Consider the following 24,468-nt stretch of genomic DNA (forward strand, 5'->3'; position numbering starts at 1 on the left):
CTCCAATCTTTGATTTTAATTTAAATTAATTCAAAAGAACATATAAATTTAAAAATACAGTAACATCTAACACATTAATTCAATTGTACTTGATGGGTTTAGTTTATGGGGGGAGCAGAGCTTAAACCAAGGGAAAGGGTTTTAATAGCTTTAAGGCATGAGGAGGCTGATAGGGTACCAATTGATTTAGGCTCTACACACGTATCAACAATAAACCCTCTATCCTATGTTGTTTTAAGGAAGTATTTGGGTCTTCCCGAGAGACCTGCGAGGATTAAGGACGTTGTAGCTCAGCTTACCGAAATAGATTTTGATGTTCTACAGATTTTTCATGCGGATTTAATAGATGTTAATAGGCATTTACCCCCATCGCCTGGAGAAGAATATTACAGAGATGTGTTTTATCAATGCATGTCTTGTCCATATAGAAACCCCGAAACAGGTAAAGCTGAGATATTCGAGAATAACTGGAAAACGTGGAGCCATCCACACTATGGATTTTCTGAAGAGGTGCCAGCTTGCATTGATATCACTGAAAAAGGTAATAGCCTATTAATATACCTCTATAAAACTACTCTACTTGGTGAAGGTTCTAAAACCTCTACAACATTTTCCCCACCTGATGCCCGTGGAGCCAATCCTTTGGCTGATGCAAAAAGCGTTGAAGATGTTAAGAGATTTGACTGGGATTTGTTTAAGGTCAGCGACAAATATGTTGACTATTTGAGGAGAAAGGCCGAGTATCTCTATAAAAATACAGACTATGCATTGGTATACTCTCTAGCTGGTCGCATGCATGCCTGGGCCCAGGCACTAAGGGGTTGGACAAGGTGGCTCTCAGATCTTCGGCTTAGAAAAACATTGGCAGAGGCTGTTCTCGATAATATAATGGATGTGTTGATGTACAATGTAAAGAGGTTTATAGAAGCCTTTGGGGAATATGTCCAGGTTATAGGTTTTGCAGATGATTTGGGAACTGAAGAGGGACCTCAAATACCTGTTCAACTCTTTAGGGATATGTATAAACATAGATATGAAGAATTGTTTGGCTATATCAAAAAACATTCTAAGATGTACATATTCCTGCATAGCGATGGAGCTATATTCCCACTCATAAAAGAGTTTATAGACGCTGGACTCGATATAATCAATCCCATTCAGTTATCAGCAAAGGGTATGGATCCCGAAAAGCTTAAGAAGGAGTATGGAGAGCATATCACCTTCTGGGGAGGTGGAGCAGACGTTCAACGTGTTCTACCATTTGCTAGCAAAGATGAGGTAGTTCAACATGTCAGAAACCTCATAAAGATCTTTGCACCAGGTGGAGGATTCGTATTTGCGACAACGCATAATATTCAGCCCCCTACACCACCAGAAAACATAGTGGCAGTATTTGAGACTGCATATAGATATGGCAAATACCCTATTAGCTAATACATAATTTTTACAAAAAGGTAGTATTATTCGATAAACGAAGTAACATATATAGTTCTCTTCATCTGGAAGATGTCATAGAGATGACTATAAGCATTGTATTTCTAAGCTAATTATATTTATATATTGTTACATGTTATATCATAAATTTTTAAATGTTGCCCTATAGTATATTGATATGGTTATGAACATGTCTAATTATACACTACATCTAAGAAGATTCATAGTACATGACGAAGTTGGCATGGGGCAAAACCAGTTTAGATGCTTTTACCTAGCGTTCCACCCAGTAAATGGCTCACTAGTTGTGCATGAGGGACACTCAGGAAGGGTGTACATGGATGGGAGGCTTATCTATGGGTATGAACTGGTTGGTAGACCTCCAAGAGCTGGGGGAGACACGCATGGGGCTATCACATGGAATAAAGATTATGTCTTCTTCGGTGGCTGGATGAAGGCGCCTCCAGGACTATTGATCTCAAGTGATAGAACATTGGCTAAACAGGATATGAGAGAGAAGTACAGTCATATACATGCTGTAGATGATGGTGGTAGGGTGGAGCTTATATGGTCTAGGAAATGGGATGATAAGATTCCTCCGAATCACTGGTATGGAGAGGTAACAGATCTTCTCTATGATGGACACGAAGATGTTATTTATTTCACGAGAGCTGATGGCCATGCAGAGCTTGGTCTCTGGAGAATAAACCTATCGAGTAGAAAAGCTGAATGGATAGTTCAAAACAGAACTGTTTACAAGATGGAGATGAAGGACGACAAGATATTTGCCACCTTATTCAATCCTGCTCACATGGAGAAATCAGCTATTGTGGTTTTCGACACCTTAAGAAATGAGAGCAGAATTGTAGAGGAATTCGACTTTGCTTTAGAGCCTAGAGGAAAGGTTTCTATGTATCGTGATGGCGGTCAAATAGTTCAACTACAAAATAGATTGATAGCGTTTTATGGAGGTTCTATGATAGTTATTGACCCCTATAGAGATAGATACACCCTGTATCCATTTCTAGAGGTGGCAGGCTCGAAGGAGAATGCCATTATACCCAACCCAGAAAGACCTCTATATATTCCTGGGCTAAGGACACAGAAAATATATCCATTGGGAGTTCCAATAATCGCTGCAAACCCATATGAAGGATCTACAGAACCATTCCATAAAACAACATTTGGAATGATACTAAGAATAGACCCTGTATCGCCACAGATAGTATCCTCTGCCGGATTCATATCCGGCATGGCAACAGATGGGAAATACGCATACTTTGGAGCATCATATGCTAACCACTGCCCACTCTACACATATAGAACAGGTGACGGAGGCATATTTGCAGTGCCAGTAAAAGACCTGTTTACAAAGCCATGGAACTCTATAAGGCTATGGATATACGATGGCATGTATAGCCAAGGATCATCAGGACTATTTGGATGGTTCGGAGGCATACCACTAAAAGGCTTCGAAAAGAAAATACTGAGAATATACACATCAAAGGAGACAAAGATTAGAATATCAGAATACACAATGCTAGGCACAAGCATAGAAGACGACATTGCAATAAAATCAGGCTGGAATATAATAACACTCGAAAACTACTACGATATAGTAGCATTTAAGATTCTGGAAAACGTTGATAAAATCCTTGCCGAAATAATTTTAGAACCGTAAGTATCTCTGGCCTGGCTAAGAATCAATTAACACAATTATAATATTGAATTTTTATATAAAAATTAATCATCAGGCTTCGGTTCATTTACTCTTTTTTGTGTAGGTATGTGTAGGTAGAAAGAGAGTTTTAAAAATGAATATTTGAATGTTTATTTTCTTTTTATTGTCCATCCGATTGCTATTCCGATTGCTAGGAGCGCTACTGCTATTATTGTTGTTGTCCAGTTTGTTGTTGTTACTGTTGTTGGTGTTGTTGTTATTATTGTTGTTATTTTTGTTGATATTATTGTTGCTGTTGTTGGTACTGTAACGCTCTTCTCAATTGTTGCTGTAACTGTTACTGTTGGTATTGGTGTAGCAGCGGTCTGTGTTTGTGTTGGAGATGGGGATGTTGCAGGAGGTGTTGTTGTGGCAGGGGATGTTGTTGTTGGGGTGGTGGTTGTTCTAGGCTGTGTAGTTGGAGAAGTTGTTGTCACAGTCGTGGTTGGAGTAGGTGTCTTTGTTTCTGCTGGTAGCAACCAGTAGGGAATTGGTTGTTGGATAACATTGATTCTTGGATCTTTGCCGGCCCATTCAGGCAATGGCTGGTCGGGCCCTATTACAACGGTATTAGATGTTACTATATCCATTCGGGCTTTTCTTGGAATCAGATAGGTTAATATAAGCTTTACTGTTTGCTTGCCCCAGAAGTCTTGTCCCCAGTAGAAGTTGTAGGCAGTGGGCCAGTTGGTCCAGTATTCTAGGAGTAGTGGTTGCAGCTTCTTGCAGTTCCCCATCCATATTACAGGCTGATCTTTCATAAACGTTATAGTAGCATTAATTACTGCATTAATCATATGAGGACTACCAGGAAGTGATTGCAAAGCTTTTAATACATATTCATCGAAGGCTGGATCACAGTATCTTGCGGCATTTGCCGAGTAGTTTCCTATGGGTTTAACAAATTCGCATCTCCAACCATCTAAGGATATAGGTATGGAGTAAGGATCATTTCCGCCTATACCCCAATATGATCCTACTCCAAACTTTCCATAATTATATTGGTCTGTCCAGAACGTTGATGATTCGTAAGGTACTACTTCTACATCTATGCCAAATCTTCTCCATTCCTCAGCTACGAATTGACCTAGTTGAACAGCATCCATTTCAAATCCGGATGGCACATTAAGAGAAATTCTCCAAGGAGTTCCATCAGGTAAAAGCCATTTGCCGTCAGACCCTCTTCTGAAGCCTAGTGCCTTAAGAATCGCTTCAGCAACATCTGGCATGTATTTCCACCACCCAGGCCCCCAGATGTTCTTAGCCATTTCAGGAGGTATATTAATCTTTAGATAGTTGTTGGCTTTACCCCATTCCAGTACTCTTGTAGCTATATCAGGATCCCATATATCTCTGTTAGCAATATCTGGTGGAAGCGAGACCCCCTTTACCACATCTTTAACTTTCCATTGTGATACTATCGGTAGGATTTTTGGCTCCCAGAATTCCTTAAGTGGCCATGTAATTATTATGGGTATAGCTACAGCTCTTTGAGTTCCCTTATAGCCTTCTGTTAACACCCTTGTCATATTTATGGCAAAGGTCAGAGCCCATCTTACAGCCGATATGTTGTATGGGTATTTCATGTTATTGAAGTATATACCTCTGTTTGATGTAGCATATCCCCAGAAGTAAGGCCAGTGAGGATACCATGCCCCGACCTTGTCTCCTAAAGCACTCTTAATGGCTTCAAATGTTTGAGGTGTTGCATCAAATATCCAGTCCAGCTCCATTCTTGTCATGGCTATAATCTTCTCTGTTTCTGATGGGAATACTCTGAACATAACATACTTAGGCCCTGGCCATGGCGCCTTACCTGCTTTTATAAACCATCCAATGGAAGAATTAATCCAATCATCTCTTCTCTTCCACAGATACCAAGTTCCACCAGGGTCATACGAATACAAGGTGTATTGCCCTATGCATAAGGGCGGATTATACTTATCTGTATGCACATCTTGTGGTTTGAGTCTCTTTGTCTCGAAATAGTGTTTTGGCATAGCATAGTTATATATTGCAGCACTTACAATAGCAAGATTGTTGAAGTGCCAGTAAGGATTTGGTCTCTTAAGCTTTATAACAAAAGTGTAGTTGTCAATAACAACGGCATAGTCTATCCAGGCATTGGCGGACGCATATGCAGCTAAGTTAGGGTTAGTCTTTGTTGTGTTTATGCCATAGACAAAATCCCATGCTGTTAAGGGATATCCATCACTCCATGTTATACCCTTTTTTATCTTTACTGTTAGCTTTGTATATGATTCATCATATTTAGGCGTGCCATCAGCTATAATAGGAATGAGCTCGCCACTTGTAAAGTTTACATACCATAGAAGATCAAGACAAAGCTGATTAAATCCCGTGACGGTATTACCTCCTATACGCCATCCATTAAAATCATCAGGTGTTGCCACTCTAGATGTTTGTGTATCCAAAACTAGTACTTCTTCTCGGCTAACCCCAGATGGTAAAGGTAATTGAGAGGATGCTTTTGGTATTATTACTAGTTGCATTATTACTAGCAAAGCCAGCATAACGGGTATAGCTCTTCTTATTAACCTCATATTGTCAACACCTAAACCCTATGCTATGTAGTTTGCTTTATACTCAGTTTAAAAGTTTTTGTAGACATAAGCAAAATATATGTTATAATGTTATACAACAGTATAACAATATATAATAGGTCTCATACAAGTATGTAAAAAATTAGAATATTCAAAGGCAATGAATCACCGCGAATTCTGTGCTCTACCTAAGCCTAGAATTTGTCTATTCTAAACTTATTATGAGGTATAAAGCCAGCATTTAACAACCCTATTAGAGTTTATTTTGACTGATGGCGGTTGTTGAGAGATACATATATTCTTTGCGTAGGGACATCTGGATGCATATTTGCAGCCTGTCGCCAAGAATTCTTTTAGTTCTAGTGATGTTAGTTTTGGGGGAGATATCCTTGCTTCTATTTCAGGATCGGGCTCAAGCAGCGAATTGAGTAATTGTTTTGTATAAGGATGCAGTGGTTCGTTATATACTTCGTCTATGGGTCCCTCCTCTACCATAACTCCTCTAAACATAATACCAATTCTATCTCCAACATAATAGGCTGTTGAAAGATCGTGAGTAACGTATATTATTGTGGTTCTAAAATCCTCTTTTACTCTTCTTAGTAAGTTGAGAATGCCGACTCTCAGCGATACATCAATCATGGATACAGGCTCATCTGCTAGAAGAAGACTTGGTTTTGCTAGAAGAGCTCTAGCTATGGATATCCTCTGTAGCTCACCACCTGAAAACTCATGCGGATATTTCCCTTTAACCCTCTCTAGATCTAGCCCTACATAATTAAGCATCTTATCTACTTCTTTGCTTATCAAATCTCTATCACGCGCCCCTCCAAATTTAATAACAACATCATAAAGATATGAATCAACTCTCCTAAGCGGATTGAAGGCTTCGTAAGGATCTTGAAACACCGGCTGAACCTCCTTTCTATACCACTTAATCAAATTTCCACGAAGTCTATGTATATTGTAACCTTTGTACCGGATTTCACCTTCATCAGGCTTCACCATCACCAATATCATTTTAAGTAATGTGGATTTTCCACTACCTGTTTCCCCTGCTAACACAAATATACTTGGCGTGGTTAGGTCCAGCGAAAAAGAGACACTGTCAACAGCTTTGAATTTTCTCAATCCAAGCAATCCATAGCCATAATATTTAGATACATTATCTACTACCAGCTTATTTTCTTGCATACAACCAGCACCTAACAAATCTTTCGTTATCAAGCCATATAGTAGGTGGAGCTTCATGTCTACAGATATCCATTGCATAAGGACATCTCGGATAGAATCTGCAACCACGAGGTGGATTGATAAGGTCAGGAGGTTGACCTGGGAGTCCCGATTTCATTTCTTTTTCTCCCTTTTTAATAATGGATTTTATTAATCCTTCAGTATATGGATGTTTTGGGCTCTTAAAGATATCCTCCTTATGTCCACCTTCTACAACTTGACCTGCATACATTATAAATATCCTATCAGCCATGTAAGCATGGACCCCCATATCATGCGAAACTATTATAAGAGATGCCTTATTTTCTCTTTGCCATTTCTTAAGTAGACTTAATATAGCAAGTTGTGTAACAACATCTACAGCTGTCGTGGGCTCATCAGCTAGCACTATCCTCGGTCTCAATACTAGTGCCAGAGCTATTACTATTCTCTGCTTCATGCCCCCACTAAGTTGATGAGGGTAAGAATTTATGACATCTGTAGGAAGTCCTAGTTCTCTTAAATACCCTGTTACGAAATCTACTAGCTCTCTTGAATCTATGTCAACATCATGGTACTTAAAAAGTTCTTTAAACTGGTCTTTTATTCTTTTTGTGGGATCTAGAACGTTCATGGAGTTCTGGGGGATGTACGATATCTCTTTCCACCAGATATTCTTTCTCAGATATTCTTGTTCTACAGATAAAATGTCTACTACACTATTATTCTGCAATTTGAGTAGAACCTTACCTTCTTTTATGGTAAGTGGGGGTTGAACAAAGCCATACATAAATTTGATTAAAGTACTCTTACCACAACCTGATTCACCAGCAATTCCTATGATTTCGTTACTGTTTATGGTAACAGTAACACCATCTACAGCTCCAACATAGATTCTTCTTCCACCAAAGTTTACCTCATAACCACCGCGGAGGTTGAGCACCTCCAGAACCTTTGCATCCATAGTATTGTTATGCATATCATGACACCCTTGAGTTACACCATGGTTCTTCTTACGAAAATGAATGTATCGATCCACATTACAACCTTGTATAAAGAGATGACAAATATTATAAGGAAAAGTATCGGAAATACTATCCACCACCAACAGCCTAGAAATAGTGCTTGGTACTGCAAAGCCCAGTATATTGTAGTTCCTATAGTCACTATTTCAAGCTTCATTGCACCAAACAGAGATAAAAACACCTCTTGGCCCACAGACCATAACATAATGTTTATGAATCCAACCATTAGGTAGCGTAGTATGTATGGTGCTATATCCTTTAGTAGTACATCCAGAGTAGACGCCCCTGAAAAATACGATAGTTGAATAAATAGTCTGGTCTTTAACGATTCGAGCAACCCTCTTATGCTTCTAGCGGTAAATGTCCATCCTATTAATCCAAAGATAACTCCTATAAGTGGCAAGGTTAGTACAGATCTCCACGCATATAATACTATCATAAGTATTGGAAAACCAGGAATCATGCACATAACATCTATGAAATATGCTAAGGAACTCCTAATTATATTGCTTCTTGGTAGTGTAGCAGCAGCTGCTAGCATCAAGGCAATCAATATGCCAACAAAACCTCCAATAGCGCTTATGGTTATGGTGTTCTTTAAGGCCTCTGGCACTATATAAACCATGTTTTGCCCTAGCATTGTTGTTCCAAGCGGGTATTCTCTTGATGGAGGTATTCGCGAAGGTACGTAGTACCATCTTCCAGGATCTAACGGTATAGTCGTTGTATAGACAAACGAATATAGAAGTAGCGCAATTAATATTCCTAGCCAAATAGGAAAAGCAGTTTTTGTTAGAAGCAACTTAAAGCTGTATTCGTAGCTCATGTGCTACCCAGCCCCTGGGTATCTTATTCTCGGATCTATTAATGGGTACGTTAAATCTAAAATAAATGTGCTTATGCCTACAGCAATTACTGTTAGAGATATAATACCAAGCATCAAATTATAGTCGGCATTTGCAATAGCTGATTGTAGCACCAATCCTATACCTGGATAGTTGAATAAATACTCAACGGTTACAGATCCTAGGAAAACCCTAGATAAACCTAGTAGTAAACTTGTATATTGCGGAATTAAAGCATTCCTAAAAACAGCTGTGGTTATCTTCTTCTGAGGAGCTCCTTGCAATATTTTATACAGTATAAAGTCCTCTTGTTTTAACCTGATTGCCAAGTTTCTCATTGCCAGAAAATCTCCAATCCATCCGAAAATCAATAAGCTGATGGCTGGTAACATCATTCTTTGAAGCAAAGAGAGTATGAAGTCGAAGCTTAGTTGTGGCGGAACTGGACGACCATACATCGTTAGCGGGAGTCTTAGTACAAGTGCATAAATGATCAGGAAAGAGAGCCCCAAAATAACATATGGTATAGGGGTTACAGTTAGAGCAAAGTTTTCTAACGCCTTTGCAATCCGCCCCCTCTTGGTAACCGCAGATAGAGTGCCAATTATGTTACCTATTATCCAGTTCAGCACACTCACAGTTAAAAGCAAAGCTAGACTCCAGGGTAGAGCCCAAGCAATTATTTCACTTACAGGAGTTGGGAAAAAAGCAAATGAAGGACCCATGTTCCCGGTTATATAATTTTTAAGAAAATCTATGTATTGTAAAATTATGGGTTTATTAAGGCCATATAGTTGCATGAGCGTATTCCTTAGCGCTTCAATCTCCTCACCTCTTAGACTGGCTCCAGCGGAAAGAACCCTAGCTACAAAGTAGTCAGCAGCATTAAAAGGTAGTAGCCTAGAAATCGCAAAGGTGATTGTTAAGCCAATCCATATAGCAATAATCATAGTAATAAAACGCTTTACAATATACACAAGCAACCTTCTATACATATAATGATACACCTAACTAGATATCTATGGAGGCAGCTTAATAAATTTTTATTCGTTGATCTCCTTTATTCATTATTAGTTTTTGTTTCTCTACTTAACGGCTTTAATTCTTTCAAAAATTAAAAACTCGTGAATATCAGATAGACAAGAAATTTAACTGATTAGGTACATAATGTAGCGATCAGAATTCGAATCCAGATCTTCAGCTTGGCTGCTAGGATCCTAAGCTAGATGATCACCACAACTATTAGAGGGGTTTTGTGATAGCTGAAGCTGAATAAGTGTTAGCAAAAGTTTGCTTATTTCTAGTTTTTATTAATTATCCAGTATTAATTACCAGGTTTGAGGAAACTTCTTTATACACTACCACACCCCTAGACATATGGTCATACATAAGTCTTTTCATGCTTGGCATTATCGAGAAGTTTTACTCCTGTTTTGCGTGATTTACTATTTTTTGTTGCCACCATTTTTTACAAGCTCTAGGTGTAACTGAATAGAAAGTTTATTAAGTATGGGTATGACGTGCTTTAGGCCTAATCTCCGTTAAAGGTTTTAATCTTTCATATTTACCTATAGCCAGCATAGCTCTAGGTATAGTGAGCATATAGGCTGTGCTTGGGGATAAGCATAAGGAGCTGGAGAATTAGATTAGCGACGAATACATGAAAGGTCAAGCTATGGCTAGCTTTTCTTCAACGCTTCTAATCTTCGACTCTAGATGGGCATCCTTGTCGAATCTCGCATCAATTGCTATGTCTATCACAATTCTCTGCACACCCTCGCTTCTGAGCATGTTTGTGATATCCTCTAACAGCTTTGCTATATCGTCAAACGTTTTAACCTCTATAGATGTTCCCATAGGACTTAAGAAGTAGTTGTAGCCTCTACTCTTTATCAACTCGATAACCTTTGCCACATAGCCACTCAAACTAGTTGTTTTTGTGCCTACAGGTACAACCCTAAGCTCTACAAGTATGGCCATGCTGTGCAACACCTATGCAATGCCTAGAATAGCCAATTTTTAGTTTCGGTTCACACAATTTAAATTTTGTTTAGCAACACAATAGACTGGGCATGATATGAGTAGTAGTCTATGTATTTTGTGCAGAGGGGCAAAATATCTTTGTGGAAGGGCTTACTGCCCAATACTAGCAAAGACAAGGGCATACATCAAAGTCTCTAACGTTTCTGACACTGTCTTCGGCTCCTCACCTCCATCAGTCTTCATCGGGAGGATTGGGTATCCAAATGTTTTTGCAGGGCCTATGGCGCCTGCCGAAACCGGTGATACATCTATCTACGACTATCCAGAGCTTTGGCAGTCTAAGCCTGTGGACGAGGTTGTTTCTATGAGGCTTAGCCTATTTCTTGGTAGAAGGGTTGTTGGTGTAACGAATATAGATGATAGGTTTGTTCAAGAGCTTCAGCAAATGGTCTTGACTCTAAAGCCTGTGGATATAGAGATGAGGTTTGCTAAAAGGCCTAGGGGCTATAGCTTCAGCGAGTTCGAGCCCCCTATAGGCCCTAGAGCACCTATAGACAGCTTCAAAGTTGTTTCAATTCCGTCGACATCTAGAGTTGTTGAAAAAGTTTATGAAGATGTAGATGCAACCGCATCAGAAGCTGTTGTCAAGCTTTATAGAGGTGGTGTCCTAGTTTCACAAATACAGAAAATATTTAGTGTAGGAGCCTTAGGCAATGCAAAGAGGAGGAGGCTTGTCCCAACAAGATGGGCTATAACAGCAGTAGACGATATAATATCGAGACACTTGATAACAGAGAGGATAAGGTTCTACAGCCAACTAAGCGAGATACAAGTTTTTGTAAGGTTCTATGCGAAGAACCTATTCATATCGATTCTCATCCCAGGTGAATGGAGCTTCGAGTGGATGGAGGCCTGGTTCCCAAAATCTACATGGAATCCAACTGGTGGTGAGGTTGTTGTTGAGGGAGACCACGAATTGTTTAGACCTAGAGATGAATATGCATCTATAGGGGGGTGTTACTATGCTGCCAGGCTCGCAACAACTGAATACCTACATAGGATAGCTAGAAAGGCAGTAGCTGTAGTTTTGAGGGAGATCTACCCAGGTTTCGACATACCTATTGGCGTCTGGTTTGTGAGAGAGCAGCTCAGGGCTATGTATAACCAGAAGCCTTACAGTGTTAGCAGCTTAGATGAGGCTCTGAGGATAGTCGACAAATATACTGCGTTGGGATCAAAGACCTGGGTTAGAAAGTCGAGAATTCTAACACTTTTGTTAAAAAATAGTAGATTGGATAATTATTTTAGGTAATTCTTCACTTCTTTGGTAGCTCCGGTCTTTTAGCGGCTCTCTCAAGGAACCTCTTAGCCTCTTCAGCTTCCTCAGCAGGTATCTCCTTGTGGCAGAACCACCAGTCAAAGCACTCGTACTTCTTCAGCCTCTCCTGAGCATCTGCAACCGTGGTTGGCGGTGGCACAATAGCTCTCTCACCAATCAATGCATTGTTTGGCCAGTTGGCAGGTAGCGCTACACGGTATTTGTCAGATACTTGAAGAGCCTTCAAGAGCCTTAGTATCTCATCCAAGTTTCTGCCAGTCTCGGCTGGATAGTACAGCATGGCTCTTATAACACCATTTGGATCGACTATGAACACAGCCCTGATAGTATGTGTGCCCCCAACCGGGAACATATTGAGTTTTGCTGCAACTTCACCAGTTGGATCAGCTATAATTGGGAATGGTATCTCAACACCAAATTTCTCCTTTATCCACTCAGTCCACTTGATATGGGCATACACACTATCAACGCTAAGTCCGAGCAACTCTGCATTAAGCTTTTTGAAATCCTCGTATCTAACAGCAAATCCCACAAATTCTGTTGTACAAACTGGTGTATAGTCAGCTGGGTGGCTGAAGAGCACAAGCCACTTTCCTTTGTAGTCGTCAGGTAGCTTCTTAACACCGTGTGTTGTCACAACAGTCATTTCGGGGAATTTAGACCCTATTTGAAGAGGTATTTTCACTTCCATTTTTCCCGCACCTTCTAATAAATATATTATTTCCTGAAAAAATTTAAACTTTTTCATAATGAAGTTTCATGAACAACATTATTCATATTTTTATTGACAATATCTACAAATTTATTGAATTGGTTAGAAAAGCTATATTCTGTAAAAAGCATCCTCAAATTTCTGGCTATGGGGCACCTTCATATTAATGAATTTCAATAGTTTGTCAATGCTTTTATAGTCTAGTTCTCCATCGTATTTGTAAATCCTTAGAGCATCTCTAAGGAGAGCAACATCTATTCCTGTTAATGTTGAGTACCAGTCGAGAAACCTGCTGGGCTCTCTCTTGAAAGCGTCTATCGACTGTCTATAGATAGTAACTATTTTCTCAACTGCCTCAGGAGGCACCCTACCCGAGATTGCTAGTGTGCAACAATGTTTTGTCTCCTCAAATTCTATACACTCCTCAATTCTTTTTCCACCCATTTTCTCTATTTCATATGTGATCGGGTGCCAAGCAACAATGTTTCTAGCGCCTCTGCCTCTGGCGATCTCTATAGCCTGTTGCGAGCTGGTGAAATATAGAACGCTTTCTTCGTTGATCAATCTCTTCTCGCTTGCAACAGCTCTGCATAGATCCATTGTGGAAAGCTCGCTTGACGCTACAACACCTTCTGCGCCATCGCCAATCTCATATATAAAGCCACCTCCGATTGCGCCACCGCCAACGATTTTAAAGCTCTTTGAAATTGGATACAGGTAGAGCTGTGTTGCGAGGGGGCTTAGAACAGCATCGACATCGCCCATTAAAATTGATAGAGTGGCTGAAACAGCGTTTGGATAGACCTTTACATGCAGATCCATTGAAAGAGAGTCTCTAAGCATTTTAGCAAAATGTCCTAGAAACAGGTATTCGCTCGACCAGACAATTCCAAGAACAAGCCTCTTTCCATGGAAGCTCTTAGTAAATGGCTTGGCAAGTCTAACAATATATGTGTTGCCAATTCTAACCCTATGAACAACACCTCTTCTCTCAAGCTCTCTCAAAACGATGCTAATATAGGACTTGGAAAAGGGTAGAGCCCTATACAAAAACGACTGTGGAACCCCATCGGCATGCCTCGACAGGATATCCAAGATGCTTTCATACGCATCCATATAATGTTACCTGAAACCCAGAATCTATCTCTTTATTAAAAACATTATAAAATTTGATCAAAGCAAGGGATAGAGCGGAAAACTGTATTGTTTTCATACAGTATTAGATGTTGAGTGCCTGCGATATATCCTCTTTCAGATCCTCAACATCCTCTAGCCCAACCGAAAGCCTGATCAGATTCTCTGTTATTCCCAGTTTCACCCTATCCTCTGGCTCGATAAACATTGAGCCTGCCTTTGCTGGCAGCACGGCCATGGACTCTGTCCCCCCAAGGCTTGGACACCTCTTAATAACCTTTAGTCTTTTAAGGAACTTTATAACATCTTGATAGGTGCCCTTTATTTTGAAGCTTATCACCCCTCCAAACAGCGGTTTTTCAAATATTCTCTTCGCTATTTCGTGGTATGGACTGCTCTTCAGTCCTGGGTACATAACCTCCTCAATTCTTGGGTGATCAGCCAGATACTCTGCGATCGCCTGGGCGTTTCTGCTATGCTTCTCGAATCTCACCTCAAGTGTTTTAACACCTCTTAGAATCATGTATGATTCGAATGGTTGTAGTATTCCCCCAAACATTCTCCTCCAATCCCACAAGACAGTTGTGTAGCTCTTGGAACCCGCAACAACACCTCCAACAACGTCGTTGTGACCTCCAAAGTATTTTGTCATGCTGTGAACAACGAGGTGTGCACCGTATTTAACTGGTTTTAGGATTACAGGTGTTGTGAATGTGTTGTCGACTACTAGAAGAGTTTTAGAGAGGTCTAGGTGTTTATACAGATACTCAAGATCTATAACCTTGTTTGTGGGGTTGGTCATAGTCTCTATAAACACCATAGATGTTTTGCTGTCTACAGCCTCAACTATTGCTTCTGCAGAAGGCCAGACCTTGGCGATTTTCAGACTAAGTTTCTCGGCTAGGTTGTTGAGGAGAACTATTGTGGAGCTGTATAGCTCCATCGGGATGACGACCCTGTCCCCAGGTCTAAGCCTCCACAGAAACGTTGTCGATATAGCGGCCATGCCACTATTAAACGCTAGTGCATCCTCAGTATTCTCAAGTTTTGCAACAACTCTTTCGAGAGCTCTTGTGGTGGGGTTCTCCTCTCTTCCATATCTAAGGTAGTTGCCCCTATCAATGAATATGGCATCTCCGGACTCATAGTCAATATATTCGTATATCACACCTAGGTAGATGGGCGGTATGTGAGATCCGAAGGCATCTCTATGCTCATGCCCATGAATAGCATCTGTAGAGAGTTTGGCCAAAGCGTTTCTCACCTCTATTCGCTTGCATATCAAATACTTTAAAAGCTTTATTCATTTAACAATAACGTTATGGCTATACCATAGTTGTGATCCGAGCTAACGATCTAGGATTGGAGATAAAGACTTTTAAGCCAGAACCTGTTTGTATTTGTACAAACGTTTAATGGTGAAAACATGAGAAGGCTCTTAGCACTATTGTACATAGCTCTAGCGGCCCTTTTCTACGCACCTATGAGCCCAGCCTTCTCAAACCTTCTATACAGAGCCAATGCCATGGGGCTCTTCATCTACTGGGCAGCATTAACAGTTGTGTGCATTGTTATTGGTTTTGTTCTATTGGAGAAGGAGTTTAGAGAGGTGGCTAGGAAATGATCCTCATATTCATTGTCATGCTTGTAATATTCTTTGTTTCGGGTACTGCAATAGCCTTTTTGAGTAGGAGATACCTGGGGGTCGGATCAAAGGAGTTTTTCGTTGGTGGCTATAGGGTAGGGGGATTTATATCGGCTATGACATATGCAGCAACAACCTATAGTGCCTTTATGATGGTTGGTTTAGCAGGTCTAACATTCGCAACTGGGGTTGCATCTCTTGGTTTTGAGCTTGTCTACCTTGCCTCGACGATACTCATACTATCTACTGTAGGTGTCTACATGTGGTATGAGGCTAGGGCTAGGGGGTGGGTCAGCCCAACAGACATGCTATCAGATTTTTATGGCTCTAGAGCACTCGGTATTATAGTAGCCATCCTCTACCTATTCGCATTAGTGCCATACACATCAGCACAGCTCAAGGGCATTGGAGAGGTTTTCAACGCTGTTGGAATAAGCTATGAGATGGGCGTCTTGTTTGGAGCAATTGCAATAGCTTTGTGGACAGTTGTAGCCGGTCTGTGGAGTGTTGCAACGACAGATGCTTTTCAGGGGATATGGATGATTGTAGGAGCTATAGCGTTTTTTGTGTGGGTGTTGCAATTCCTCTTGCCGTCAGCTGGGATAGACTGGAACAGGTTTGTAGACCTATTGACCAGAAACCAGAATCTGCTGTCGTTCACATGGAGCACACAGATGTTTGTTGGTATGACGCTCCCATGGATATTCTTTGCATTGACAAACCCACAAGTTGTCCAAAGAATCTATATACCGAGGGATGAGAGGGCCTACAAAAGGATGGTGAGATACTTCTCCATCTACGGCTTCATCTACACACTTCTCTGCGTTGTTCTGGGGCTGGCCTATAGAGCTTATCTAGAGGGTGTTGGGATGGTGGGCAAGTTCATGGGCAACAGAGATGCTGTTGCACCATACATAATATCTCTGTCCCATCCAATACTAGCATCGATTGTCTACGTATCCATAGTAGCAGCTGCAATATCAACGGCAGACTCAATAGTATTGTCTGCTGCAAGTGCAGTTACAAGAGAACTCTATGAGAAGGTAGCTAAAAACCCAAGGGAATCAACATCAAAAGCGTTTTCATATACATCAATAGCCATAATAATGGTTCTTTCAACAATATTTGCCATAGCTAGGATAGGGTATGTAGCAGAGCTCTCTGTAGCATCATCAGCTTACCTACTCCCACTAGCACCAATAACACTTGTGGGCATGTTGAAAAAGGGTTTAGGTAGGTGGAGACCAGTAGCATCACTAGCACTTGGAGAAGCTATAGCAATATATGCAACAATCCTCTACGGACCTGCAAAGATGCTCACAACACAAATAGCCTTTGGAGTACCAACACCACTGTGGATACTAATAGTATCGACAATACCGCTCCTCATATAGAGAAAGGATGGATAGATACCTTGCCCACTTAGCGAAGTTTAAATACTTATCTTAGTAATTAAATTTTAGTGTTGAACATAATCAGCAATCAAAGGTGTTGATCTAGTGTTTGATAGTGCTGAAGAAAAAGTAAGAGGAAAATGGCTATATGTATTGGTAGCTGTTGCAGCAATTGCTGTTGGTGGCTGGAGAACAAGTTTCTCCATTTTTCTCAGACCTTTGATGAGCTACTTCGGTCTAGAAGCTGTTACACCTATAGCAACAGGCTTCACATTAACAAGCCTTGCCGCAGTATTTTCATCGCCTTTCCTAGGAACACTATATGACAGAAGAGGTCCCGGCATAGTGATCTACATAGGTGCTATAACACAGCTTGTATCAGCTCTACTCTTGTACGCAGTTAAGTTCTATCCGTGGAGCATATCGATGTGGCTATGGTATGCCAGTAGTGTTGTAGGGGGTCTAGGCTCTCCTGCGCTCATAATAGCCTTCAATCCGAGCCTGGTTAGTCTATTCCCTACTAGACCAGACGTAGCCTTGGCCATTGCCCAGAGCAGTAGCTATCTATCTCTAACACTGTGGACACCACTCTTAAAGGTCATGATGAAGAGTTTCGACATGTTTGCACCCTTTCTAATATTGCCGTTCATCTCTCTGTCGATCATAATTGCAAGTGGCAAAATATACTCCAACCTTAGGTTAGAAAGAGCAGAAACGCAAAAGGCTTCGAGAGGTATTAGCGGAGTTTCAAGGCCTTTTATAATGACGCTTATACCTATATTCCTCATAGCCACCTCCTCAACTATGCTTATGCAGTTCTTAGCCCCTATAATAGTAGATTTTTGTATTGCTTCTGGTGTAGATGCAGAAGTGGCAAGTGAAGTTTATGTACCACTAGTCATGAGTGTGTCTGGTATTCTGCAAAGTTTAGGAGCCTTTGCATGGGGATTTGCCGCTATGCAGCTAAGTGTTTTTGTGGCACTTCCCCTTCTATATTCTCTAGAGACCGTTACAGTCCTCCTAGCTCTAAGCCTTACTAGATATGGTGTGTACCCAGTTATCACAATGCTATGGCTAAGATTTCTAGCATATGGAGGAGAGCCTGTAATCCACATGCTTCTCATACCAACACTATTCGGTAGAGAGAACATAGGGAAGTTGCTCGGTGTACAAACATCGACTGTGATGCTAGCATCCATTGTCGGGCCACTAATAGGGGGTCTGGCAAGAGATTTCAATGGAACATACCTAACAACAGCTTTACTCGCAGGAATAGTCTCTCTAGCAGCAACAATCATAGCAATCACAATTATAACACTGCTGAAGAGAGAACAGCGTCAAAATCGTTGATGTGGCATAATGAGAGCTAAATTGTTTGGATCCTTAATTTGCGTAGGGAGAGATGATTAAGGATTAAACAATTTAGTTAAGTATAGTTTTCTCTATAAAACAGAGTTTAGCTAGGGACAGCAACTCCTGGAAAGGGTCATCAATATGCAGCCCCTTCAGCATAAGACATATTACAAGACATTACATCCAAGCATTTTCACAAAATCTTTATGCTCTCTCCAAACTACTTCATCTCATTCTTCTCACATAGCTTTTCTTTAGAGCATCATCAAGAAGATGTTAGGTTTCATTGGGTTTGAACATATCTATTAAAATGTTGCTGACAAACTGCAGGGAGTGTCTAAATATTGATACGTGGTGTTGATGTCTAGTAACAGTGTGGGAGACCAGAATAATGGATGTATTTTATGATTGTTCTAGCTTATTCTAAGGTTATAAAGTTTTATAAGCCTTTAAGTCAATGAATATGGCGTGTAATCTTGGGTTTTCGAGACCCTTGTCTGAATCGTGGTAAGGGCTAGGGAGAATGTGAAATGAAGGTGGAGGATATAAGTGTCTGCTCTATACATTACTGTGTGGTGGGGATCATTGGTTTCTAGATATATGGATTGGCTGAGACAGTCTGAGAGGAATTTGAGTTCTGCGCATATTAACTATCGTGAGGGTTTGTATGAGGAGGCGTGTTTCGAGTCTCATCAGGCTGCTGAGAAGGCTGTTAAGGCTCTTCTAAACTATTTTCATAGAGAGAGGAGAGGCCACTCGCTCCTCTACCTAGTTTCTGAGGTTTCTGTTGAGGTGCCAGAGGATGTGAGGAGATGTGTTTTAGAGTTAGATAAACACTATATCCCCACTAGATACCCAGATGTATATGATGAGGGTGCCCCTCTAGACTACTACTCTAGAGAAGATGCCGATAGATGTTTGGAATGTGCTAAGAGGATTGTAGAGTGGGTGAAGAGCATTGTTAGATGATTTGAAGAGCTTGGTTGAAAGCTATAGAAATAGGTTTTCGCTAAAACTTGTTGTGCTCTTTGGCTCTAGGGCGAGGGGGAACTACACAGATGAAAGCGATATTGATATTTTGGTTGTTGCAGATAACCTCCCGAAAGACCCTAGAGAAGCGTTCTCAATGTTGCGAGACGCTAGGTATCCTAGTGTCAACCCCATAGGCTTCAACACAGAGGTGTTCCTCAAGAAACTTAGATCTGGCAGCACATTTCTACTCGAAATACTAGATGAAGGTGCTGTCCTATACGCAGACAAAGAGTTTTACACAATGGTAATGAAAATCTATGAAGATGTGAGGAGAAGATATGTTAGAAGGGGAAAAACATGGATCGAAATCTCCGAGCAGTAGCAAAAATACGATACAAGATCAAGGCTTCTCCAAAACACTATCAGCCAACCTCAGAATACTTCAACCGCGGAAGTCAATAAAGCTATACACAAATATTCGATGATCTGCTTCAGCTATGGGCTCATCAATGCAGTGCTACATACAGCTTTTCTTTTTAATATAGCTTTTTACTGTTTGCTCTTTGCATCTATTCCATTGAATTCAATGAACTTCATCAATCATAGGACATACTCTTACAACTGAAAGCCTCGTCCTTCGAAGCAAGGCGTTTTTATGATCATTTAACATAAAGTCTCTAAAATTTAAAGGCTAAATTGTAGAAGTTTTTGAGGTGTTGTAGATGGTGGTTACAGATCCAAAAAGGGCTTTTGAATGTTCTCAGGTTGTGGCGCATATTACGCTGGCGGAAAAGCATCTTGAAGAGGGTAGGAATTTAATTGATGGAGATCCTGTTCAAGCGAGTGAGAAGCTCTACAAGGCTGCTGGGGGGTGTGTAAAGGCCCTAGCCCCATATCTAAACCTTGAGGAAATAGTTGTAGAGGCTGAGGAGAGGGGTAGATGGACTGCGACAGAGCTGGAGAAGGCTGTTCTGAGGGCTGCTCAGAAAATCGGGGAGTGGATACTAGGCTCCTGGAACCATGCATGGGCACTTCATGTATGGGGCTTCCACGAAGCAAATCTCGACGCTGAAGACATTAGAGCAAGGCTGCCATACATAGAGAAGATTGTGATAGAAACAAAGAAGATAATCTCTGCAAAGTATAGAGTCTCATTAAAGAGTCTACAGCATCTATGCACAATAGTTATACAGCAACACAGGCCTTTTGCTACCAACTCCTATATTTCTGTCCTTCTCCATAATGTAGAGAACAAGACTTTGAACAAGATCTTTCTCTATCAAACCACGAAAGTCATTTAATTCGCAAATGCTTTGAAAGCATTCGGCGCATTCTCCAAACTCCGTTCCTAACAACTACATCCACGCATCTCGATTAATCAATATCTGAATCTTGTAATCTGATACAGGTCAAGGCTGCGATAATTTAATTCAACACCTACGGAAGCTCGTCTCCACCAGAGACTTCCATAGATTATGCAATGAGCAGATGAAAGTTTTTAAGGGTTTAGTAGCAGATAATGGAAAGAGATGAAAGGTCTGGAATTCTATTTTCTAGGATCAAAAGCCTATAAGATTTAAAATTTGGTTTTGGGGAGGTTGGGGGTGTTAGCTGGTTGAGTTGATTTGATTAATGTTTTTAAGTTTGGGTCTAATACGCTACATTAGGTGTTTTTCATGAGAGAATCGTTTTCATCAGTTTTGGCAATACTGTTAACATTGTTTGTATCGGTATTTGCTGTAGTGCCAGATGTTTTGTCTGAGTCTAGGCTTGTGTACAGCTATGAGTATGAGGGTTTGCGTCTACAGGTTTATGCACCCTATCAGGCGAGGGCTGGTGGAAATATTGTTGTTAGGGTTAGGGTGGAGGCTCTCGAGAATCTATATAGTGTTACAGTCTATCTGGAATTGAGAGGCTCTAGAAACTACGGATATGGCTCGTGGAGCTATGGCTGGTACCACCTGCAGGGTATCGATCTATCTTCCGGTGTTGTGAGAGATGAGACGTACAGCATTTCAATACCATCGGACGTGGACTCCGGTCTAATCTACGGCTGTGTCTATCTGAGCTGGTCTCGCTACGAACTGCTCATCCAGAGGAGCTACACACATAGAAGCTGCTTCAATGTTGCATATCTAACAATTCTTCTAGAGAGCTACCAATCTCTACAACAAAGCTATAGTAGATTGATATTAGAACACAACGAAACACTTTCAAAGTACATGAACCTAATCTCTGATTACAATAATCTAAAATCGATGTATAGCACCCTAGAGGATAAGTACAACAAGCTTGTGAGCGAGTACACCAATCTTCAATCGAATTACACCAAACTCTCTTCCAACTACGAATATCTCAATAGAGAATATAACAATCTATCCAAAAAATATAACGAATTACAATCAAGCTACAGCGACCTCCAAACAAAATACAATGCCATATCAAATGAACTGGCACTCAGTAAAGCACTAAACTACACCCTTGGAGCAGTCTCAGTAGCTCTTCTGATAGCAATAGTCATTCTAGTCGCTAGAGGGCAGAGGATCAGAGAAAGGCAAGTCGATATGTCTTCGAAGATTTGAATCAGAGGGCTTGGGATGGCGCATTTTCAATAACATCTATTTGTTTTATTGTGTAAGGAGAAGAATAAATAGAGAATACAATCCTGTTGGAGCGAATTTAGGGGCATATTATCGCTGTAATGATGTATGCAGCTGTGATTATTGCCATGAACACATAGTCTCTTTTCCCCATTCTAAGGCTTTTGTAAAAACTTCTCCTTGTGCTATATCCAAACCCTTTGATTTCGAGGGCCTCTGCCAAGTCCTTTGCTCTGAGAAGCGAGCATATAGTAGTTGGTATCAGTATTGGTGTGAGCGACTTCACCTTTTGTCTAATACCACCCTTCTCTAGTTCTAGTCCCCTAGATCTCTGAGCATCATATATGTTCTTCATTTCTGTGAATATCAATGGAATGAACCTGTAAGCCACTATGAATGGGTATAGATATGTGTATCTAATGCCCATTTTTGCAAGCCCCTGAATGAGGTCTGATGGGGTGGTGGTAGCCACTAATATGAGTATGGGGATTGCCAATACAACTATACGCATAAGGGCTTTTGCTTGGGCCTCGAGGATTTCTATCCAATCAATTGTTTCTGCAAACATTATTGGCAGCAGTATGTTCAGACCCATTATAATGACTATGAATGGTGCCAAGCCCTTTATAAAACTGGAAAGCTTTGTTAGAATATCTTTATAGAGCGTTGCCATGCCAATGTTGATTAAAGCTAAGATCGCCAACCCAGCAATACTATTCACAGCTATGATGGCAACAACTGTCGAAGTTATGTAGAACAACTTTGTTCTTGGGTCTAGGAAATGGTAGAACCCCCTATCCTCATTAAAGCTCAATGCAATAGCTATGTCCTCAAAGAATCTTTTTGCCATTGCTAAAAACACCTTTTAATAATCTCCGCAAATTCCTTAGCGTTCAACGGATTTGCACAGATATCTAGTTTTAAGGTCTTTGCCAGTCTCACTATTTGTGGAAGACGCAACACATTATTCTCTTCTGTCTTTGGCAGGTACAGAACATCTCTAAGACTCCCCTCATCAACGACCCTACCGTTATACATAACGATAACTCTATCCACATTTGCTTTAGACAAGAACTCCATGTCATGTGTGACTACAACTATCGTTTTGTTCTTTTCCCGAAGTCTACTAATTATTTCTAGGAGCTCCATCTTGAGCGCATAGTCTATACCTGCTGTGGGTTCGTCTAATACAATAACGTCTGGTTCGTAGGCAACGATACTTGCTATAGCTAGTCTTCTTTGCTCGCCAACAGAGAGTTCATATGGAGATTTATAAGCGACGTGCCTCAGTTTAAACATGTCAAGGATTTTCATCGCTTTATCTTCTGAACATTCTACTCCCATGTTCCTCAGAGTAAACATTATCTCCTTTATTGCTGCCTCCTCAAAGAATTGGTGAAGTGGGTTCTGAAACACTATGCCAACATGTCTAGCCAGCTCAGCCACACTATACATCTTCGTGTCTTTGCCAAAAACCTTCACATAGCCTCTCACAGGCTTCAAAAGACCGTTGAAGTGCTTTATGAGAGTTGTTTTTCCAGAGCCGTTGGGGCCTACAATAGCAAGCATCTCCCCCCTGTAGATATTCAGATTAATACCCCTTAAAACATATTTGTTACCTGAATAAGCATACCAAACATTGTCTAACGATATTGCAACCTCTTTGCCTTCAGATCCTACTGCATTTCTACTAGTATCAACATTTCTGCACTTACATACTCCTTGAGTTAAGTATCTACCTAAGACTTTGGCAGCATCCTCTACAGAGAAAATGGGTTTCACACCAATACTAATAGCAAGCTCTGTGACAGGGGGTACCTCTACACCAGATTCAATGAGATATTGTATACTGTCCTTGGCTCTGCCATCAAAAATTATCTTCTTATTCAAAACGATTACTCTTGTTGCATATCCAAGCAACTCCGATAATCTATGCTCAATAACCACAACAGTTATGCCATTTTCTCGATTGACTCTAGTGAGAATGGAAAGCAGATTCTCTACGCTAGTGGGGTCTATGTGTGCCAGTGGCTCATCTAATATCAGAATCTTCGGCTTGTAGACGAGAACACTGCCGATAACCACCTTCTGGGCCTCTCCACCAGACAAGGTATATGTTGTCCTGTTCAGTAGATGTTGAATTTCAAGATTTTTTGAAACCTCATATATCCTCTCCCTAATTACTCTAGGGTCATACAAAAGATTCTCAAGTCCGAAAGTAAGCTCCTCTTCTACAAGCAAATTAGCAATCTGGTTTTCGGGAACCTGTAGAACAACACCGACCCTGCCTATAACCCCTCTAACCCCCTTCTCGATTACGTTGATTCCATCAATATATACCTCTCCACTAAGCCTCCCACCATAAATCCCAGGTATTAAACCTGTCAAGATTTTGCAAAGTGTTGACTTGCCCCCACCAGACGGGCCTGTTATGATAGCAAACTCTCCATAATCAATTTTAAAGTTTATGTCTTGCAAAGCTGGGGTATCTAAGTTTGGGTAAAAATATGTTAGGTTTCTAACCTCTATGGCCACA

Annotated in this window: 21 protein-coding genes; 10 read left to right on the forward strand and 11 right to left on the reverse strand. The window is 40.7% G+C overall.

The genetic code is table 11. The features are described from left to right. Nucleotides 1-105 precede the first annotated feature (105 nt). Nucleotides 106-1,434: a uroporphyrinogen decarboxylase family protein gene (locus QW284_03625; GenBank protein MEM0338755.1), complete on the forward strand. Its 1,329-nt coding sequence runs from the start codon at nucleotides 106-108 to the stop codon at nucleotides 1,432-1,434. 190 nt (nucleotides 1,435-1,624) lie between these two features. Next, nucleotides 1,625-3,115 (forward strand): DUF2139 domain-containing protein, encoded by a 1,491-nt coding sequence (locus QW284_03630; protein MEM0338756.1) that lies wholly within the window; start codon nucleotides 1,625-1,627, stop codon nucleotides 3,113-3,115. Between the two features lie 149 nt (nucleotides 3,116-3,264). Here the strand turns inward: QW284_03630 and QW284_03635 are convergent, their stop codons facing one another. From QW284_03635 to QW284_03660, 6 genes are all read right to left on the reverse strand, one after another. Then, nucleotides 3,265-5,718, reverse strand: a complete 2,454-nt coding sequence (locus QW284_03635) for an ABC transporter substrate-binding protein (GenBank protein ID MEM0338757.1) — start codon at nucleotides 5,716-5,718, stop codon at nucleotides 3,265-3,267. 219 nt (nucleotides 5,719-5,937) lie between these two features. Continuing rightward, nucleotides 5,938-6,912, reverse strand: coding sequence for an ABC transporter ATP-binding protein (locus QW284_03640; protein ID MEM0338758.1), 975 nt, complete (start codon nucleotides 6,910-6,912; stop codon nucleotides 5,938-5,940). Then, a complete protein-coding gene (locus QW284_03645) occupies nucleotides 6,899-7,909 on the reverse strand; it encodes an ABC transporter ATP-binding protein (protein ID MEM0338759.1) in 1,011 nt (336 codons plus the stop codon). Before QW284_03645 ends, QW284_03640 begins: the two co-directional genes overlap by 14 nt. A 17-nt stretch (nucleotides 7,910-7,926) precedes the next feature. Then, nucleotides 7,927-8,781: an ABC transporter permease subunit gene (locus QW284_03650; GenBank protein ID MEM0338760.1), complete on the reverse strand. Its 855-nt coding sequence runs from the start codon at nucleotides 8,779-8,781 to the stop codon at nucleotides 7,927-7,929. Nucleotides 8,782-8,784: 3 nt separating this feature from the next. Then, nucleotides 8,785-9,795 (reverse strand): ABC transporter permease, encoded by a 1,011-nt coding sequence (locus QW284_03655; protein ID MEM0338761.1) that lies wholly within the window; start codon nucleotides 9,793-9,795, stop codon nucleotides 8,785-8,787. A 673-nt stretch (nucleotides 9,796-10,468) separates the two neighbouring features. Next, the gene (locus QW284_03660) at nucleotides 10,469-10,780 is read right to left on the reverse strand and encodes an MTH1187 family thiamine-binding protein (GenBank protein MEM0338762.1); all 312 of its coding nucleotides are present in this window, start codon (nucleotides 10,778-10,780) and stop codon (nucleotides 10,469-10,471) included. Between the two features lie 97 nt (nucleotides 10,781-10,877). Here QW284_03660 and QW284_03665 point away from each other — a divergent pair, with 97 nt between their 5' ends. Continuing rightward, nucleotides 10,878-12,095: an Nre family DNA repair protein gene (locus QW284_03665; protein MEM0338763.1), complete on the forward strand. Its 1,218-nt coding sequence runs from the start codon at nucleotides 10,878-10,880 to the stop codon at nucleotides 12,093-12,095. Nucleotides 12,096-12,099: 4 nt separating this feature from the next. On the opposite strand, the gene QW284_03670 is transcribed toward QW284_03665, so the two are convergent. The 3 genes from QW284_03670 to QW284_03680 form a co-directional block, all read right to left on the reverse strand. Next, nucleotides 12,100-12,813: a peroxiredoxin gene (locus QW284_03670; protein MEM0338764.1), complete on the reverse strand. Its 714-nt coding sequence runs from the start codon at nucleotides 12,811-12,813 to the stop codon at nucleotides 12,100-12,102. Nucleotides 12,814-12,945: 132 nt separating this feature from the next. Further along, nucleotides 12,946-13,950 carry a hypothetical protein gene (locus QW284_03675; GenBank protein ID MEM0338765.1) on the reverse strand — a complete coding sequence of 335 codons (1,005 nt, stop codon included), beginning with the start codon at nucleotides 13,948-13,950 and terminating at the stop codon, nucleotides 12,946-12,948. 103 nt (nucleotides 13,951-14,053) lie between these two features. Next, nucleotides 14,054-15,220 carry a cystathionine gamma-synthase family protein gene (locus QW284_03680; GenBank protein MEM0338766.1) on the reverse strand — a complete coding sequence of 389 codons (1,167 nt, stop codon included), beginning with the start codon at nucleotides 15,218-15,220 and terminating at the stop codon, nucleotides 14,054-14,056. A gap of 174 nt (nucleotides 15,221-15,394) precedes the next feature. Between QW284_03680 and QW284_03685 the strand changes: the two genes are divergently transcribed. The 7 genes from QW284_03685 (at nucleotide 15,395) to QW284_03715 (ending at nucleotide 21,914) form a co-directional block, all read left to right on the forward strand. Beyond that, nucleotides 15,395-15,592 carry a hypothetical protein gene (locus tag QW284_03685; protein MEM0338767.1) on the forward strand — a complete coding sequence of 66 codons (198 nt, stop codon included), beginning with the start codon at nucleotides 15,395-15,397 and terminating at the stop codon, nucleotides 15,590-15,592. Then, the gene (locus QW284_03690) at nucleotides 15,589-17,007 is read left to right on the forward strand and encodes a sodium:solute symporter family protein (GenBank protein MEM0338768.1); all 1,419 of its coding nucleotides are present in this window, start codon (nucleotides 15,589-15,591) and stop codon (nucleotides 17,005-17,007) included. Before QW284_03685 ends, QW284_03690 begins: the two co-directional genes overlap by 4 nt. Nucleotides 17,008-17,112: 105 nt before the next feature. Continuing rightward, the gene (locus tag QW284_03695; protein ID MEM0338769.1) at nucleotides 17,113-18,357 is read left to right on the forward strand and encodes a hypothetical protein; all 1,245 of its coding nucleotides are present in this window, start codon (nucleotides 17,113-17,115) and stop codon (nucleotides 18,355-18,357) included. Between the two features lie 588 nt (nucleotides 18,358-18,945). After that, nucleotides 18,946-19,329: a HEPN domain-containing protein gene (locus tag QW284_03700; protein ID MEM0338770.1), complete on the forward strand. Its 384-nt coding sequence runs from the start codon at nucleotides 18,946-18,948 to the stop codon at nucleotides 19,327-19,329. Beyond that, nucleotides 19,319-19,714 (forward strand): nucleotidyltransferase domain-containing protein, encoded by a 396-nt coding sequence (locus QW284_03705; GenBank protein ID MEM0338771.1) that lies wholly within the window; start codon nucleotides 19,319-19,321, stop codon nucleotides 19,712-19,714. The genes QW284_03700 and QW284_03705 overlap by 11 nt, the downstream gene beginning before the upstream one ends. A 340-nt stretch (nucleotides 19,715-20,054) precedes the next feature. Then, nucleotides 20,055-20,633, forward strand: a complete 579-nt coding sequence (locus tag QW284_03710; GenBank protein MEM0338772.1) for a PaREP1 family protein — start codon at nucleotides 20,055-20,057, stop codon at nucleotides 20,631-20,633. Nucleotides 20,634-21,008: 375 nt separating this feature from the next. Next, on the forward strand, nucleotides 21,009-21,914 hold the full coding sequence (locus QW284_03715) for a hypothetical protein (GenBank protein MEM0338773.1): 906 nt from the start codon (nucleotides 21,009-21,011) through the stop codon (nucleotides 21,912-21,914). Nucleotides 21,915-22,011: 97 nt separating this feature from the next. On the opposite strand, the gene QW284_03720 is transcribed toward QW284_03715, so the two are convergent. Together QW284_03720 and QW284_03725 are read right to left on the reverse strand one after the other, a co-directional pair. Continuing rightward, nucleotides 22,012-22,782 (reverse strand): energy-coupling factor transporter transmembrane component T, encoded by a 771-nt coding sequence (locus QW284_03720; protein ID MEM0338774.1) that lies wholly within the window; start codon nucleotides 22,780-22,782, stop codon nucleotides 22,012-22,014. 2 nt (nucleotides 22,783-22,784) lie between these two features. Then, nucleotides 22,785-24,467, reverse strand: a complete 1,683-nt coding sequence (locus QW284_03725; GenBank protein MEM0338775.1) for an energy-coupling factor transporter ATPase — start codon at nucleotides 24,465-24,467, stop codon at nucleotides 22,785-22,787. Nucleotide 24,468: the final 1 nt, after the last annotated feature.

Source organism: Ignisphaera sp. (genome assembly GCA_038735125.1).
GTDB lineage: Archaea > Thermoproteota > Thermoprotei_A > Sulfolobales > Ignisphaeraceae > Ignisphaera.